The organism is Streptomyces sp. NRRL S-244 (genome assembly GCF_000717915.1).
Classification (GTDB): domain Bacteria; phylum Actinomycetota; class Actinomycetes; order Streptomycetales; family Streptomycetaceae; genus Streptomyces.
Window position 1 is genome coordinate 200,410 of record NZ_JOCX01000002.1, and the last position, 16,513, is coordinate 216,922.

A 16,513-nucleotide genomic window follows, 5' to 3' on the forward strand; every position below is an offset into this window, starting at 1 on the left:
ACCATCGTGTGTCTGGCGGGGCCAACCGGGCGGTTCAGGCTTCGAAGTCGTACTCGAGGACGTAGGAAGCGGAGTCCAGTGTCATCTCGTTGACCTCAACGGCCCGCCCGCCTTCGGTGAAGGCGGTGCGGACGATCCGGATCACCGGTGTGCCCATGGCGAGCGAAAGCCGATCGGCCTCGTCGGCCGAGGGCATCCGGCACCGGATCTCCTCGCGGAAGTGCACGGGTTCATGCCCCAGCTCGGCCAGTCGCGCGTACGTACCGCCGGGACCGGTGTCGACCTGGGTGACAGCAGAGTCCGCAACGATCTCCGACGGCAGGAACGACGTCGCGAGAAGCACGGGTTTGCCCTCAAGCACGAAGCGGCGGCTGCGTACCCAGACGCGAGCCCCTGCGGGAAGGGCAAGGGCCCCGGAGATCCGGTCGTTCGCCTCCTCCTCATGCACTTCGATCTGATCGACGACGAGCTCTCGATCCTCGGTATCGGCGGACCAGATGGAGCGGCCTGAGCCCCACTGTTCGTGCGCCAACCGCTGGATACCGCGCCGTCGCAGGGGCCTGAACGCCCGGACGAACACGCCGGCACCCTTCCGCGCCTCCGCGATGCCTTCGTTCTGCAAGACGCCGAGGGCCTGGCGTGCGGTCATCCGGGCGACCTCGTACGTGGCCATGAGGTCGTTCTCCCCGGGCAGCCGGTCGCCCGGACCGTACTCGCCCGCCTGGATGGCGGTCCTCAGTGCATCAGCGATCCGCTGGTACTTCGGCCGACGGGCGCTGCCCTGGCTGGTCATGAAACCGATCACTCCTTCTCCTCTCTAGACACCCTAGGGCCACCGCTGGGCAGCCGCACGCACCAGCGTGACCACCTCCTTCGACTGAGATCTCTAGAGATCTCTTGACGGCTGAAGTGTGCGTCGGCTGTAGTGGGATACATCTCTAGAGAGGAGTGATTTGGATGTCGCAACACTGTGATGCCTCCGGCGTCGATTCGGGGGACGTCGGTTCGGTGCCCCACCGTCTCCTGCGACGCCAGGTCCGTGACATCGCGTCCGGCGTCGAGGGTGAGCTGATGGCCGTGGTCCGGGAAGACGTCTCGGATGACCCGGCCCGCGAGCGCTGGGTGGTACTGGCGTACGTCCGAGGTCCGGCCGGCCGGGAGATCTCCACGGCCTTGGCCAACATCGGGGCCGTGTAGTGGAGGCCGCCGACCTGTTCCCCCGGCTGCCGGTCCCTCCGGACTCCTGCGCCGAGTGCGCCGCTCACGTCCTGGCCCGCTTCCAGGCCCACGTGGCACGTGACCGCTCGCGCGTCAGCGACATGAACGTCCTGATCATGCGACACCACCCCGAACTCCGGGCCCGCGGCTGAGTGTCCGGCCCGTCGCCGCGTAGTACGCGTCGCTGTCATCCCCTGCACCCGAGACTCAACAACCGAGAGGAAACCACCCAGATGGTCCCGGAACATCGCGTGCGCGACATGCTCCACGACTGAGACCTGATCGCCGCCAGACCACCTCAGCCGCGTAGCGATCCACGGCGGCCTATGCCCAGCCCCGGACAACCGCCGGCCGCCTTCGATGAGGAGCGCGTAGCGATCTGGCGCGGGCGGGGGTCCCGATGGGCTGCTGGTCGTTGTTTCGTGCGGGTAGAGCCGCCCCGACCCGGAACGTGCCTGCTTTATGGGCCCGGGTGGGAGGCTGCTTCATTGCCCGGGCCCCGGGCCCCGGACCCTGTCCGGCCGGGGTGGTGGGCCTTGGCCGGACGTCGTCCCGGGGAACGCGGCAGTCGCTGCCTGGTCTGCCCGTGTGGCTCCTTCTGACCCGTGCCGTTCTTTTGGGGGGTTCCCGGCAGTCCTTGTCCTTCCGGTGCGGGCCGGCCCGCACCGGAAGGACTATGGGACTGACGGGAAACCCCCAAACCCTCCCTGATGCCGAGGAATTGGGTGCGGAACCCCGACGTACCGGACCACAGGCCGATTCGGCTCAGCACGGTGCAGCTGTCCCCGACCCCGCCCTGCAATCCGCTGCCGCATCACTCCACTGCGGGTGGGGGCGGGTGGGCAAACGCCGGGTCCGGTGGGGGCGAGGGGGGTGAGGGCCCCGAGCAAGCGAGCGCAGTGGTGCGGACAAGGGGGCAAGGTCCCCGCCCGGCGGACAGCCGGAAGGCCCGTCGGCCCGACACCCCGACAGCCGGAAGGCCCGGCCCCCCTGAGGGGGTCGGGCCTTCCGTCGTTCGAGTCAGCGCAGCGACTACGCCTCGAAGACCTCGTTCAGCAGGAGCTGCTGCTCCGCCTGGTGGCGCTTCGCGGAGCCCACCGCCGGCGAGGAGCCGTGCGGGCGCGAGATGCGCCGCAGGCGCTCGCCCGCCGGGACGTCCGCGCCGACCGCCAGGTCGAGGTGGTCGATCAGGTTCAGCGCGATGAACGGCCACGCACCCTGGTTCGCCGGCTCCTCCTGCGCCCAGATGTACTTCGCCGCGTTCGGGAACTTGGCGATCTCCGCCTGGAGCTCGGCACCCGCCAGCGGGTACAGCCGCTCGATGCGGATGATCGCGGTGTCCGTGATGCCGCGCTTCTCCCGCTCGGCCTCCAGGTCGTAGTAGACCTTGCCCGCGCAGAACACGACCTTGCGAACCGCGTTCGGGTCCACCGTCGAGTCGCCGATCACCGGGCGGAAGGAACCGCTGGTGAACTCCTCGGCCTTCGACGCCGCCGCCTTCAGACGCAGCATCGACTTCGGGGTGAAGACGATGAGCGGCTTGTGGTGCGGGTTGTGGACCTGCCAGCGCAGCAGGTGGAAGTAGTTCGACGGCAGGGTCGGCATCGCGACCGTCATGTTGTCCTGCGCGCACATCTGCAGGAAGCGCTCGGGACGCGCGGACGAGTGGTCCGGGCCCTGGCCCTCGTAGCCGTGCGGCAGGAGCAGCGTGACACCGCTGGTCTGGCCCCACTTCTGCTCCGCGGAGGAGATGAACTCGTCCACGACGGTCTGCGCGCCGTTGACGAAGTCACCGAACTGGGCCTCCCAGAGGACCAGCGCGTCCGGGCGGGCCAGCGAGTAGCCGTACTCGAAGCCCATGGCCGCGTACTCGGAGAGCAGCGAGTCGTAGACGTTGAAGCGGGCCTGCTCGTCCGACAGGTACTGCAGCGGGGTGTAGTCCTCGCCCGTCTCCCGGTCGATCAGCACCGCGTGGCGCTGGCCGAACGTGCCGCGGCGGGAGTCCTGGCCGGACAGCCGGACCGGGGTGCCCTCCATCAGCAGCGAGCCGAAGGCGAGGGTCTCGCCCATGCCCCAGTCGATGGTGCCCTCGTCGATCATCGCCGCGCGGCGCTGCAGCTGCGGCAGCAGACGCGGGTGCACGGTGACGTGGTCCGGGATGTTGACCTGGGACTCGGCGATCCGCTTGACGACCTCCTGGGAGACCGACGTGTTCACCTTGACCGGGAACTCCTGCGCGGTCTGCGCCGGGGACACGGGGGCGCCGACGGGCTGCGTGGAGGCCTCGCGGACCTCCGCGAAGACCTTCTCCAGCTGGCCCTGGAAGTCCTGGAGCGCCTGCTCCGCCTCTTCCAGGGTGATGTCGCCGCGACCGATGAGGGACTCGGTGTACAGCTTGCGCACCGAGCGCTTCTTGTCGATCAGGTCGTACATCAGCGGCTGCGTGAACGCCGGGTTGTCCGACTCGTTGTGACCGCGGCGGCGGTAGCAGATGAGGTCGATGACGACGTCCTTGTTGAACGCCTGACGGAACTCGAAGGCGAGCCGCGCGATGCGGACCACGGCCTCCGGGTCGTCGCCGTTCACGTGGAAGATCGGCGCCTCGATCATGCGGGCCACGTCGGTCGCGTACATCGAGGAACGCGAGGACTCCGGGGCGGCGGTGAAGCCGACCTGGTTGTTGATGACCACGTGCACGGTGCCGCCGGTGCGGTAGCCGCGCAGCTGCGACATGTTCAGGGTCTCGGCGACGACACCCTGGCCGGCGAAGGCCGCGTCACCGTGCAGGGCGACGGGCAGGACGGTGAAGTCCGTGCCGCCCTTGTTGATGACGTCCTGCTTGGCGCGGGCGACACCCTCCAGGACCGGGTCCACGGCCTCCAGGTGCGAGGGGTTGGCGACGAGCGAGACCTTGATCTGCTCCCCGTCCAGGCCCGTGAAGGTGCCCTCGGCGCCCAGGTGGTACTTGACGTCGCCGGAGCCGTGCATGGACTTCGGGTCGAGGTTGCCCTCGAACTCGCGGAAGATCTGCGCGTACGACTTGCCGACGATGTTCGCGAGCACGTTCAGGCGGCCGCGGTGGGCCATGCCGATGACGACCTCGTCGAGGCGGGCCTCGGCGGCCGAGTCGAGGACGGCGTCGAGCAGCGGGATGACGGACTCGCCGCCCTCCAGCGAGAAGCGCTTCTGGCCGACGTACTTCGTCTGCAGGAACGTCTCGAAGGCCTCCGCCGCGTTCAGGCGGCGCAGGATGCGCAGCTGCTCCTCGCGCTCCGGCTTGGAGTGCGGGCGCTCGATGCGGTCCTGGATCCAGCGGCGCTGCTTCGGGTCCTGGATGTGCATGAACTCGACGCCGGTGGTGCGGCAGTACGAGTCGCGCAGCACGCCGAGGATGTCGCGGAGCTTCATCATCGACTTGCCGGAGAAGCCGCCGACCGCGAACTCGCGCTCCAGGTCCCACAGGGTGAGGCCGTGCTCGGTGATGTCGAGGTCGGGGTGCTTGCGCTGCTTGTACTCCAGCGGGTCGGTGTCGGCCATGACGTGGCCGCGGACCCGGTAGGAGTGGATGAGCTCGAAGACGCGGGCGGCCTTCGTGACGTCGTCGTCGTGCGAGGCGTCGATGTCCCGGAGCCAGCGGACCGGCTCGTACGGGATGCGCAGGGCCTCGAACACGTCGTCGTAGAAGCCGCTCTCGCCGAGCAGCATGTTCGCGACGATGCGCAGGAACTCGCCGGAGGCCGCGCCCTGGATGACCCGGTGGTCGTAGGTCGAGGTCAGGGTCATGACCTTGGAGATGCCCAGCTTGTTCAGGGTGTCCTGGGAGGTGCCCTGGAACTCGGCGGGGTAGTCCATGGAGCCGACGCCCATGATGACCGACTGTCCGGGCATCAGGCGGGGCACGGAGTGGACGGTGCCCAGGCCGCCGGGGTTGGTCAGCGAGACGGTGACGCCGGTGAAGTCGTCCATCGTCAGCTTGCCGACGCGGGCGCGGCGGACGATGTCCTCGTACGCCTGCCAGAACTCGAAGAAGTTGAGGGTCTCGGCCTTCTTGATGCCGGCGACGACGAGCTGGCGGTCGCCGTTGGGCTTCACCAGGTCGATCGCGAGGCCGAAGTTCACGTGCTCCGGCTTGACCAGGGTGGGCTTGCCGTCCTTCTCCGCGAAGGAGTAGTTCATCGACGGCATGGCCTTGATGGCCTGCACCATCGCGTAGCCGATCAGGTGCGTGAAGGAGATCTTCCCGCCCCGGGCGCGCTTCAGGTGGTTGTTGATGACGATGCGGTTGTCGAACAGCAGCTTCACCGGGACGGCGCGGACGGACGTGGCCGTCGGGACGTCGAGGGAGGCGTTCATGTTCTTGGCCACGGCGGCCGCCGGGCCGCGGAGCGTCACCAGTTCGGGGCCCGCGGGGGCCTCGGTGGCGGGCGCGGCCTTCGGGGCGGCGGCGGGAGCGGGGGCGGCGGCGGGAGCGGCGGCCGGAGCCGGAGCCGGGGCCTGAGGGGCTGCGGCGGCCGGTGCGGCGGCCTGGGCCTGGGAGGTGACAGTCACAGCAGGGGCACCAGAGGGGGTGGCAGGAGCAGGGGCAGGAGCTGACACAGGCGTGCGCGCGGCGGCAAGAGACGGCGCGGCGGCGCTCGCCGCCCCCGTGGCGGCGGCGTCGGAGACCTGCGGGGCGACAGCGGCGGCGGCCTGTGCGGAGGCGCCGTCCGTCGTCGGGGACTTCTTGGGCTCGTCCGGCTTCACCGGAGACGCAGCGCCCCCCGGCTTGTAGTCGGCGAAGAAGTCCCACCAGGCCCGGTCGACCGAATTCGGGTCCTGGAGGTACTGCTGATAGATCTCGTCGACGAGCCACTCGTTGGCACCGAAGCCTGAGGCAGGGGTCTTCCCGCCCTCTGCTGCTTCGGTCGTGGTGCTCGGGTTACTGGGGGACTGTGGCGACACGGCGGCAACCGCCCTCTTCCGCTTCACAAGGTATGGACAGCGGGAATAAAGGCTACGCCTCCCAGGCCGGTGGATGCAGACCGGGCCGGAGATACGTCATGTAGGTCACACCGAACGGCGGGTTTCGCCGCTCTGAATGGCGGGAAACGAGCCTGGTTCGGGTAGGGGGCACCGTGGTTGCGGCCCCCATGGCTTCGCACCCCTGACGGACCCCGGGCACGTGTGGCCGAGATCATGTCCTACGCACTCGAACCCTACGTCAATGTGACGCCGGGGAGCTGCCCGGAAGCGTGACGAGGATGCGGCAGCCGCGTGACGATTCGGCCACCCCGATATGCCCTCCGTGCAGGCCGACGGCCCAGCGGGCGATCGCGAGCCCCAGTCCGGTGCCCCCGTCGCCGCCGTTCGCGCTGCCCCGGTTGAACCGCTCGAAGACCCGGTGCCGCTCGGCCTCCGGGATGCCCGGGCCCTCGTCCCGTACCTCCAGCGCCAGGCTCCCGGGTCCGTCGCCCTCCCGGGCCCGGACCGTGACCCGGCCGTGCGGCGGGCTGTGCTTGACCGCGTTGTCGATCAGGTTCGCCACCACCTGGTGCAGGCGCTCGGCGTCCGCGTACGCCGTGAGCTCGGGCGGGAACACGTCCAAGTGCAGGTGCACGTCGTTGCGGGTGTGCCCGCCGGAGCCGGAGAGCAGCCCCGGCCGGCCGGCGGCCGCGAGCCCCGATTCCTTCAGGACCCCCGACAGGTACGGCCACACCTCGAAGCGGCGGGCCTTCAGCGGCACCACCCCGTTGTCCACCCGGGACAGGTCCAGCAGGGTCTCCACGAGCCGGCCCAGGCGCTCGGTCTGCTTCAGCATCGTGCGCATGGTCTCCGGATCGGCGGCCGAGACCCCGTCCACCACGTTCTCCAGCACCGCCCGCAGCGCCGCGATCGGCGTGCGCAGCTCGTGCGAGACGTTGGCGACCAGCTCCTTGCGGTGCCGGTCCACCGCCTCCAGGTCGTCCGCCATCAGATTGATGGTGGAGGCCAGGTCGCCCAGCTCGTCGCGGCGGTCGGCCCCGCGCACCCGGCGCGTGTAGTCCCCGTCGGATATCGCCCGGGCCACCGTGGTCATCTCGTCCAGCGGCGCGGTCAGGCTGTGCGCCACGAACTGCGTGATCAGCATCGAGGCGATCACCGAGAACACCGTGATGAACCGGAACTCGGTGCTCGTGCGCACCGCCACCATCAGCAGGCCCGTCGTGATGAAGACCGAGACCACGACGAGCGTGCCCAGCTTGGTCTTGATCGAGAACGGGGAGAACGGCCGAAGCCCCCCGGTGCGAGCACCGGCTCCACCGGAGCGGCCGGCGCCGCGCCCTCGATCGCGCCCGATGCTCACGCCTGGGCCGGGGTCTCCAGGGCGTACCCGACGCCGTGGACGGTACGGATCCGCTCCGCCCCGATCTTGCGGCGCAGGGCCTTGATGTGGCTGTCGACCGTACGGGTGCCGGACGCGTCGGCCCAGTCCCACACCTCGGCGAGCAGCTGCTCCCGCGAGAGCACCGCCCGCGGGGTCCCGGCCAGGCAGACCAGCAGGTCGAACTCGGTCGGCGTCAGGTGCACGTCCTCGGCCTGCACCCGGACCCGGCGCTGCGCGTGGTCGATCTCCAGATCGCCCAGGCGCAGGGTGGCCCCGCGCGGGGCGGTGGCGGCCAGGGTGGCCCGCTCCACGCGCCGCAGCAGGACGTGGACCCGCGCCGCGAGCTCGCGCATGGAGAACGGCTTCGTCATGTAGTCGTCCGCGCCGACCCCGAGCCCGACCAGCATGTCGGTCTCGTCGTCCCGCGCGGTGAGCATCAGTACCGGCACCGGCCGCTGCGCCTGGACCCGGCGGCAGACCTCCAGGCCGTCGAAGCCGGGCAGCATGACGTCGAGGACCAGCAGCTCGGGCTGCCAGCTCTCCGCCGCCGCCACGGCGGCCGGGCCGTCGAACGCGGCCTGCACCTGGAAGCCCTCGGCGCGCAGCCGCGCCGCGATGGCGTCGGCGATCGTACGGTCGTCCTCGACCACGAGCACGCGCCGCTGAGCGCCGGGGGTGGCCGCGGCGCCGCCGTGGGTGGTGTGTGTCTGTTCCATGTCCCGCCCCTGAAGATCCGCGTGGTAGGGGTGCAGCGTAGAGGAGGCACCGGCCTGCGGCTATGCGGGGTTCAGACAGGGGAACGTGCGGAACCAGTGGTTCCGATTATGGCGGGTATGCGGATATGGGCGGTGATGCCGGGTGGCCGTCCCCCCACAGAACGGCCACCCGGCGCGCGGTGATCGTCAGCCACCGCGCGCATGTGGCGACCTTTTTGTCGACCCCCTACAGGGACAGGCCGTGCCCGTACGGGAACACAGGGTCGACCGTGTCGTTCGGCACGTCCGGCCGCGAGGCCTCCACCGCCGCCATCGACCGCGGCAGCTCGAAGGGCAGCCGCCCCTCCGCCGCGGCCCGGCCGAAGGCCACGTCCAGCAGCGCGGCGTCCTCGGCGCCGTAGTCCGCGATCAGCGCCGCCGCCCGCTCTGCGATCTCCGGGATCACCGCCGCCCGCTCCAGGTTGATGCAGACCAGGGTCGGTACGGCGGCCAGCAGCGCCAGGATCCGGGACAGCTCCGGCTCCGGATGGGCCAGCGAGCCCGAGTGGAAGAACGACTCGAAGACGTTCTCCCGCGGCTCGTACGGCGTGCGCAGCCGCAGCACCGCCAGATCGGCCGCCCCCGGTTCGGACACGACCTCGCCGTACCCGGCCGCGACGGCCTCGTCCACGCCCTCCACGTACAGCTTCGGGGTCCCGGAGAGCGGCAGCAGGGCGCCGGGGTTGGTCAGCACCGTCAGCGAACGGCGCTGGGCCGCCGCCCCCGCCGCCGCGAAATCGGCCCGGCCGACCGTCTCGGCCGCCGCGTCCGGGTCCACGTACGGGTTCTCGAACAGGCCCAGTACGAACTTCTCGCGCAGCAGCCGCGCCACCGACGCGTCGATCCGCGACCGGGAGATCCGGCCCGAGCGGACCAGCTCCACGATCACCTCGGGGCACTGCTCGCCGCCGAACTGGTCGCAGCCCGCGTCCAGCGCGCGCGCCGCCCGCTCGGCGACCGCCAGGTGCTCCACCCCCCAGGCGCGCGCCGGGTGGACCTGGCCGAAGATCGACGCGTCGTTGAGCAGCCCCCAGTCGGTGCAGACGATCCCCTCGAAGCCCAGCTCCTCCCGGAGCAGGCCCGTGACCACGCCCTTGTTGAAGCCGAAGCCGACCTCCTCCCAGTCCGTGCCGATCGGCTGGCCGTAGTAAGGCATCATCTGCGCGCAGCCGGCGGCGATCGCCGCCTTGAACGGCTCCAGGTGGTGCTCGCGCATCCCGCCCGGGTAGACCTGCTCCTTGCCGTGCGCGAAGTGGGGGTCCTCGCCGTCCTTCTGCGGGCCGCCGCCGGGGAAGTGCTTGACCATCGCCGAGACGGACTCGGGGCCGAGCCGCGGGCCCTGGAGCCCGCGGACGTACGCCTGGACCAGCTCGCCCGTCAGCCGCGCGTCGGAGCCGAAGGTGCCGGTCTGGCGGGCCCAGCGGGGCTCGGTGGCCAGGTCGATCTGCGGGTGCAGGGCGACGCGGAAGCCGACGGCCAGGTACTCGCGGCGGACGGTGTCCGCGAAGCGGAAGACCAGCTCCGGGTCGCCGATCGCGGCCAGGCCCAGCGCCTCCGGCCAGGCGGAGAAGGCGCCGGCGTTGAAGGAGGCGCCGACGTTGTCGGTGAAGGCGTGCCGGGGGTCGGTCGAGAGGGTGACCGGGATGCCGAGGCGGGTGGCCGCGGCCATCTCCTGCACCGCGTTCTGCCACTGCGCCATCTCGCGGGCGCCGTACGTGCCGAGCAGGTTGAAGTGGCTGATGAGCCGGTCCCCGACCAGCTCGGGCGTGGTGAACGGGAGCATCGAGCCGTCGGTCTCGGTGACCGGGGTGCCGTCCGGATTCATCATCAGCATGGAGTGGAAGAGCTGGCCGGCCTTCTCCTCCAGCGTCATCCGGGAGAGCAGGTCCGCCACGCGCAGGTCCACGGGGAGGGCGGCGTCCTTGTACGGGGGGATGGCGGCGGGCGGCGTGGCGTTCATCGGCGTACGGCTCCTGGGTGCGGTGCGGTGCGGTGCGGTGTGGTTCCGGGGAGGGTGCGCCCACCGTAAGCGCGAAAACCTTGCACCCACTAGGTTTTGGAAAAGTGACCTGGATCACCCCCTCCGGGGGTCCCGGACGGGACCGCCTAGGGTGGTTCGCATGGCACAGCACAAGGAGGCGGCCGCCCCCAAGGCCGCCGGCCGCGGCACCTACGCGGTGGGCGACGCCCGCCGCCGGAAGATCCTCGACACCGCGGTGGAGCACTTCGCGCAGTGGGGCTTCCACGCCTCCTCGCTCGCCCGCATCGCCCACGACTGCGGCATCACCCAGGGCGGGCTCCTGCACCACTTCCGGGGCAAGGAGGACCTGCTGCTGTCGGTGCTGGCGCAGAGCGAGCAGCACGACGTGGAGCGGCTGTTCGGCGAGCCGGCGCAGTCCGTCGCCGCGTACTACGCGACCGTCGTCGCCCTGGCCGCGGACAACGCCCGCCGGCCCGGCCTCGTACGGATGTACAACACGCTGGTCGGCGAGTCCGGGAACCCCGGCCACCCGGCGCACGCGTACTTCACGCAGCGCTACGCCCGGGTGCTCGCCCACAACGTCCGGCTGCTGGAGACGGGCGTCGCGCGGGGCGAGCTGCGGCCCGGCACCGACTGCGAGGCCGTCGCCCGCGAGACCCTGGCCGTCATGGACGGGCTCCAGATCCAGTGGGTGCTGGCCCCCGAGGCCGTGGACATGCCGGCCCTGCTGCACGCGTACCTGGACCGCCAGCTGCGCGGGATCTCGACGGCGGGCACGGGCCTGCCGGCGGCCGCGTCACCGACCTAGCCACGGCCGCGTCAGCGCGGTACGGCGTCCGCCGCGTCGCCTTCCTTGAAGGGCAGCCCGTTCGGGTATCCGGCTTCCTTCAGGCACACCATGACGATCTGCTGCCTGGCTTCGGCCGTCGCCGCCGCGGGGACCTTGGCCTCACAGGCGAACTGGACGGCCTTGAACCGGCGCAGCTCCCGTGCCTGCTGAGCGTCCACGTCCCGCGACGCCGGGGGAGGAGGCTGCGCCGGCGGGATCGGGTTCGCGGGGATGGGCACGAGCGGCGGGCACCTGGACTCCTTGAGCGCGGCGTCGTACGCCTCGGTGAAGCCGTCGACGTACCCGTGGCGGTAGCGGTTCTGCGGATCGCCGTAATCCATGACGGGCTTGGGCTTGCACCCGAGACCGACCGGCCAGCCGGCGCGGAACCCCGCACGGCAGCCGTCCCAGTAGGGGTCGGCCTTGTCGAGGCAGGTGAACGTCGGAACGGCCGCCGTCGAGCCCCGGGCGGGTGACGTCGCGGCTTGAGCGGCACCGCCCCCCACCCCGATCACCTGGGACAACGCGAGTGCGGCGAGGATCGGCAGCGTGCGCGCCATGAGGTTCGGACGTCTGCGGTACATGATCCGCGGCCTTTCTCGGGGAGCCCCCCTCGGCGGACCTCTGTTGCGGTACTCGTCCCTCTTTCAGTCAACGGCCGGGCCCGGGCAAAGTCAACGCGGCGGATCGGCCTCGAACGGGGGCAGCTCGGCGAGGACGTCGCGCAGGCCCGGGGTCAGGGATTCCTGGGCCACGGTGACCTCGTAGCCGCCGTGCACGAAGGTGTAGACGAAGCCGTCGAACACCGCCGGGCCGCCCGTCGGGAACCTCGGCAGGTGCGCGAGGTCCGCCTGGGCGAGCGCCGTGCGCAGCTTCGCTTCCCGGTCCGCCGGCAGCTTCCCGGTGCCGGCCGGGCGCATCTGCCGGTCCAGCCGGGTCCACGAGCCGTCGCCCTTCACCAGCAGGGTGCTCGACTTCCCGGCGTAGCCACCGGTGCGGGTGACGGTGACGAGGCGCTCCAGCGCCGAGGAGGGCCCGGGGGAGACGGGCACGGACGAGGCCGGCGCGGAGCCCGACGGCTTCCCCGGCGGAACGCCGGTCGCGCCCGGTGACCCGGATCCGGGAGACGGCTGCGCCGAAGCGGAGGCCGGATCGGAGGCCGGCGCCGACGCCGTACCGCTGCCGCCCGGCGGGTGACTCGCGGAGGGCTTGTCCGACCCACCGCCCCCCGAGCCGCACCCCGCCAGGACCACCGCACTCAGCAGCACCGCCGCCACCGCTCGGAACGCGCGCATACCCCACCCCCGGAGGTCTTCGGGCCGACCCCCGAGTATGGAGTCGGCACCACCCGTACGGAAAGCACCAGGAGGACGACATCCGCCGCATCGCCGCCTGGCGCTGGCTCCCGCCGCTGCTCGCCGTCCTCCTCGGCCTCTGGGGCCTGGAGCGCGCCGGCGCGGACGGCCGCGGCAGCATGTGGCGCGACGAGTCCGTCACCTGGCAGGTGGCGCACCGGCCGCTCGGCGGGATCTGGGAGCTGCTCGGGCAGGTCGACGCCGTGCACGGGCTGTACTACCTGCTGATGCACGCGGTGTTCGCGGTCTGGGACGGCGCCGGGCCGGGGGCGGGCGGGTCGGGCGGCGCGGGTGGCGCGGGCGCCCTGTGGGCGCTGCGCCTGCCGTCGGTCGCCGCCACCGCGCTCGCGGCCGCCGGGGTGGCCGCCGTCGCCCGCCGGCTCGCGGGGGAGCGGGCCGCGCTGTGGTCCGGCGCGGCCTACGCCGTGCTGCCGCCCGTGCAGATGTACGCCCAGGAGGGCCGCTCGTACGCCCTCGTCGCGGCTGCCGTGGTGTGGGCGACGTACCTGATGCTGCGCGAGCGGTGGGTCGCGTACGCCGTGGTCCTGCTGCTGGGCTGCTGGCTGCACGAGTTCGCCGTACTGGCCCTCCTCGCGCACGGGGTCAGCGCCCGGCGCTCGCGCGGCTGGCGGTGGAGCGCCGCCGCGGTGGTGGCCCTGCTGCTGCCGCTGGCCGTGGTGAGCGCCCGGCAGGCGGAGCAGCAGCTGGGCTGGCTCGGCCGGCCGGGCTGGCGGGACTGGGCGGCGTACGCGGTCCTCGCGGCCGCCGCGCTGCTGCTCGCGCGGGGCGCGGCCGTACCGCGGGAGCTGGTCCGGGTCGCCCTGCCGCTGGCCCTGTTGCCGCCCGGCCTGCTGATGGCGGTCTCCCTCGTCCGCCCCTGGTACGTGGACCGGTACGTGCTCTACGCGCTCGCCGGGCTCGCCCTGCTCGCCGGGACCCGGCTGGCGGCGGCCCGGGGGTGGTGGCCGTGGCTGCTGGTGGGCGCGCTGCTGGTGCCGTTCGGATGGTGGTCGCTCTGGCTGCGCACCCCCGAGAGCCGCAAGGACGACGTGCTGGCGGTGGCCGCCGCCGTACGGGAGCGGGCCCGGCCGGGAGACGCCGTACTGTTCATGCCGTCGCGGCGGCGGGAGTGGCTGCTGTCCTCGCCCAAGCTGTACGCGACCCTGCGCGACCCGGCCCTGGACCGCACCCCGGCGGCTTCGCACAGCCTCCAGGGCACGGAGCTCCCGACGGCGGAGATCTGGACCCGGCTGGTGGACACCCCCCGGGTGGTGGCCCTCCAGGACCCGGCGGACCAGCCGCTGGACCCGTACCCCCGCGAGGCGGTCAAACGCCAGACGCTGGCCTCGCACTTCGACCTGTGCTCGGTGGACGCGGTCCGCGGCGCCCGGATCGCCGTCTACGCCCGCCCGGGCCACTGCGCGGACGGCACCCCCTAGGGGATCTCGCGAAGTCTGTCCTGGTAGCGGGCGCGCGGACCGGCGAACGGTTCGACGAAGTCCTGCTGGTGCGCCGGGTCCAGCATGGCCCTGCCGGGCCCCAGCAGGAACGGCTTGCCGTGGTCGGACAGGGTGAAGGAGGCGCGTTCGCCGGTCGGCAGGGTGACCGTCACCTCCACCGTCATGCCGAAGGTGGCTTCCTCGGGCGCGATGACGGCGCTGATGCCGAAGGTGCCCCGGCCGTCCGCGCCCGCCCTGCTGAAGGAGAACAGCTCGTCCTTGGCGAGCGGCATCGAGAGGCCCACACCCCGCTCGGGGCGCCAGCTCGGGTCGTGCTTCAGCGAGCCGCTGGGGAACGGCCCCAGCGCGTGCAGGGTGTTGGGAAACAGGTGCCGCTCGATGTCCGGCCTGTCGACGGGGTCGATCAGGTCCACACCGGCGCGTGCGCAGGAGTAGCGGTGGCGCTCCGCGGCATCGGGGCGGACGGTTTCGAGCCGCACCGACGCGTCCAGTACGGCCCCTTCGACGAGGGGCGGACCGCTGATCCGGAGTTCGAGTTCGTGGTCCGCGGCCGGAACACCGCCGGCGCGCAGCACGGAGTCGTACATGCGGCGGCACGCCACGCCGCCGAGCCGTGCTTCGCCCCCGACGGCGGCCGCCGGGTCCTGCGGGGCGTCGGACTCGGCCTCCCAGCCGTCGGGGTTCGCGACCAGTGCGGCGGCGACGGAGACCCCGGCCTGGGGAGGCTGCGGGTCGCCGAAAGCCCGGGAGAGCGGGCGGGCCGCCCCCGACTCCCGGTCGGCGGAGCTCGAGAGCGGGGCCGCCGGCGGTGCCAGCGTGAAGGGGCGGCCGTCGTCGTCCACCCGTACGGTGACCTGCCTGCCGTTCTCCTCCACGTCCAGTTCCAGCCACCAGGCGCAGGTGCAGGCGGCCGTGGTGACGGTGACCAGCCCCGTGGCCGTACCGCCCGCCCGGACCGGAAGCGCAGCCTCCTGACGGGCGCCGGCACGGTCCAGGGAGAGGCGGACCGGCTGCACGGGCTTGCCGCGGGCCACGGTGACGGCGTCCAGCCGTTCGTCCCGCGCCAGTCCGGCGCAGCCGACGTCGTCGCCGCGGGGTACGGGGACGGCCGGCCCCCTGACCACGCGGATCCCGCGGACCACGGCCGCGCGGGACGCGGAGGCCCCGACGGAGTACGCGAGGGTGACCTGCCCGCGGGGTACGGCGCGGGCCGTGGTGGCCCACCGGAACAGCGGGACGCAGCCCAGCACGCCGCGCATCAGCTCGGCCGGGGGCTGACGGCCGGGCTGCGGGAGGGTGGCGGCCCAGGAACCGTCGCCGTCCAGGAGCGGTGCACCGGTCGCGTACAGGCCGGGCCGGCCGGGACCGTCCGGGCCGGGGAACAGCGAACGCAGCAGGGCGACGGTGAGGGCGGAGCACAGGACGAGGACCAGGACGCCGAGGGCCACGGAGGCGACGGATCTCGGCTTGCGGCTCCTCATGACGCGCGTCATGGCGCGCGTCATGACGCCGTCCATCCGGTGTTGGTGCAGCGGAATCCCTGAGTCCGGCTTTCGACCCCCTGGGCCAGGAGGAACGGACGTCCCGCCTTGTCCACGAGCAGGTGCTGCTGCCGTTCCCCCTGCGTGTAGGTGACGTCGAGTACGAACTCGTGGGCGACGGCGGCCGGGCCGGTTGCGTTGTCCGTTCGGACCTCGACATCGAAGTAGGCCGGGTCGCCTTGGGCCGCCACCTGGACCTTGGTGCTCGGATACTGCCCCGTCGGGCGCCCTTCGGCGTCCTGCTCCATGGCGGGCCGTTGGGGGGTGGACAGATCGAGGGCCACCCGGCTGACCTCGGAGCTTCCCTGGGCTCCGCCGCACTGGTAGAGCGGGCCGGTGGGCGCGGGGTGCGTGCGTTCGATGCGGGCCCGGATGGAGGTGATGGTGGCAGGCGTCCGGGTGAAGTTCGTGAGGATCAGCCGGATCCGCATCGTGCCCGCGTCGGCCCCGCCGTCGGTGACCATGCGGGCGAGGGTGTCCTGGACATCGCCGAAGAGGAGGGGCTCCTTCTCGTACGTGGATCCGGGCGCGGCCCGTACGAGGTGGTGGTCGCTCATCAGGTCCCACCAGACCTCGGAGGCGGCCGTGATCCGCGGGGCTCCGGGCGGGGGCTCCCGTACGGACCAGATGTCGAGGTACGCCGAGACGACTGCGGCGACCACCGCGCTGAGCGCCACCCCGGCGGCGGCGAGCGCCAGCGTCCGCAGCTGCCCCCGCAGCCGTCTTCCGAGCCGTTGGCCTTCTGCTTCCGGGTCGGGCTCTTCGGGCTGAGTGTCCGGCTCGGCTTCGGACTCGGTTTCCGCTTCGGGCTCGGGCTCGGGCTCGGGCTCGTCGGCGGTGTCGGTCGCGTCCTGCTCGGCCTGCTCGGCCTGCTCGGCCTGCTCGGCCGGTTCGGCCGGCTCGTCATGTTCGGCCGGTCCGACGTCGGACGCGGGCCCGACGGCGCTCTCGGGCTCCCCCGCCGGTTCGTGCTGCTCGCTGGTCGTCTCCGTCACGGCTCCCCCAAGCCTTGGCCCCGTCTCCCGGGAACC

Annotated in this window: 13 protein-coding genes; 4 read left to right on the forward strand and 9 right to left on the reverse strand. The window is 72.1% G+C overall.

Features of this window, described 5'->3' with window-relative positions; all coding sequences use genetic code 11:
- Positions 1–34: 34 nt before the first annotated feature.
- The gene (locus IF02_RS0103200) at positions 35–793 is read right to left on the reverse strand and encodes a GntR family transcriptional regulator (protein ID WP_030153637.1); all 759 of its coding nucleotides are present in this window, start codon (positions 791–793) and stop codon (positions 35–37) included.
- Positions 794–957: 164 nt separating this feature from the next.
- Here IF02_RS0103200 and IF02_RS0103205 point away from each other — a divergent pair, with 164 nt between their 5' ends.
- Complete coding sequence (locus IF02_RS0103205) at positions 958–1,197, forward strand: hypothetical protein (protein ID WP_030153639.1); 240 nt, start codon at positions 958–960, stop codon at positions 1,195–1,197.
- Positions 1,197–1,370, forward strand: coding sequence for a hypothetical protein (locus IF02_RS34685; RefSeq protein WP_158708441.1), 174 nt, complete (start codon positions 1,197–1,199; stop codon positions 1,368–1,370). The genes IF02_RS0103205 and IF02_RS34685 overlap by 1 nt, the downstream gene beginning before the upstream one ends.
- A gap of 880 nt (positions 1,371–2,250) precedes the next feature.
- Here the strand turns inward: IF02_RS34685 and IF02_RS0103215 are convergent.
- From IF02_RS0103215 to IF02_RS0103230, 4 genes are all read right to left on the reverse strand, one after another.
- A complete protein-coding gene (locus IF02_RS0103215) occupies positions 2,251–6,159 on the reverse strand; it encodes a multifunctional oxoglutarate decarboxylase/oxoglutarate dehydrogenase thiamine pyrophosphate-binding subunit/dihydrolipoyllysine-residue succinyltransferase subunit (protein WP_030153640.1) in 3,909 nt (1,302 codons plus the stop codon).
- 259 nt (positions 6,160–6,418) lie between these two features.
- The gene (locus IF02_RS0103220) at positions 6,419–7,534 is read right to left on the reverse strand and encodes a HAMP domain-containing sensor histidine kinase (RefSeq protein WP_420708088.1); all 1,116 of its coding nucleotides are present in this window, start codon (positions 7,532–7,534) and stop codon (positions 6,419–6,421) included.
- Positions 7,535–7,536: 2 nt separating this feature from the next.
- Positions 7,537–8,277 (reverse strand): response regulator transcription factor, encoded by a 741-nt coding sequence (locus IF02_RS0103225; protein WP_030153642.1) that lies wholly within the window; start codon positions 8,275–8,277, stop codon positions 7,537–7,539.
- Between the two features lie 226 nt (positions 8,278–8,503).
- Positions 8,504–10,276 carry a glycoside hydrolase family 3 protein gene (locus IF02_RS0103230; RefSeq protein ID WP_030153643.1) on the reverse strand — a complete coding sequence of 591 codons (1,773 nt, stop codon included), beginning with the start codon at positions 10,274–10,276 and terminating at the stop codon, positions 8,504–8,506.
- A 160-nt stretch (positions 10,277–10,436) separates the two neighbouring features.
- Between IF02_RS0103230 and IF02_RS0103235 the strand changes: the two genes are divergently transcribed.
- Positions 10,437–11,105, forward strand: a complete 669-nt coding sequence (locus IF02_RS0103235) for a TetR/AcrR family transcriptional regulator (RefSeq protein WP_051695580.1) — start codon at positions 10,437–10,439, stop codon at positions 11,103–11,105.
- An 11-nt stretch (positions 11,106–11,116) separates the two neighbouring features.
- Here IF02_RS0103235 and IF02_RS0103240 read toward each other — a convergent pair whose 3' ends face one another.
- Positions 11,117–11,710: a hypothetical protein gene (locus IF02_RS0103240; RefSeq protein WP_158708442.1), complete on the reverse strand. Its 594-nt coding sequence runs from the start codon at positions 11,708–11,710 to the stop codon at positions 11,117–11,119.
- Positions 11,711–11,800: 90 nt separating this feature from the next.
- Entirely contained in the window at positions 11,801–12,421 is a 621-nt protein-coding gene (locus tag IF02_RS34690; RefSeq protein ID WP_158708443.1) for a hypothetical protein, read from the reverse strand.
- Positions 12,422–12,600: 179 nt separating this feature from the next.
- Between IF02_RS34690 and IF02_RS0103250 the strand changes: the two genes are divergently transcribed.
- Positions 12,601–13,920, forward strand: coding sequence for a heparan-alpha-glucosaminide N-acetyltransferase domain-containing protein (locus tag IF02_RS0103250; protein ID WP_037835405.1), 1,320 nt, complete (start codon positions 12,601–12,603; stop codon positions 13,918–13,920).
- On the opposite strand, the gene IF02_RS0103255 is transcribed toward IF02_RS0103250, so the two are convergent.
- Complete coding sequence (locus tag IF02_RS0103255) at positions 13,917–15,446, reverse strand: hypothetical protein (RefSeq protein ID WP_158708444.1); 1,530 nt, start codon at positions 15,444–15,446, stop codon at positions 13,917–13,919. The two genes, IF02_RS0103250 and IF02_RS0103255, sit on opposite strands and share 4 nt — an antisense overlap.
- Positions 15,443–16,477, reverse strand: a complete 1,035-nt coding sequence (locus IF02_RS0103260) for a hypothetical protein (RefSeq protein WP_051695583.1) — start codon at positions 16,475–16,477, stop codon at positions 15,443–15,445. Before IF02_RS0103260 ends, IF02_RS0103255 begins: the two co-directional genes overlap by 4 nt.
- Between the last annotated feature and the right edge of the window lie 36 nt (positions 16,478–16,513).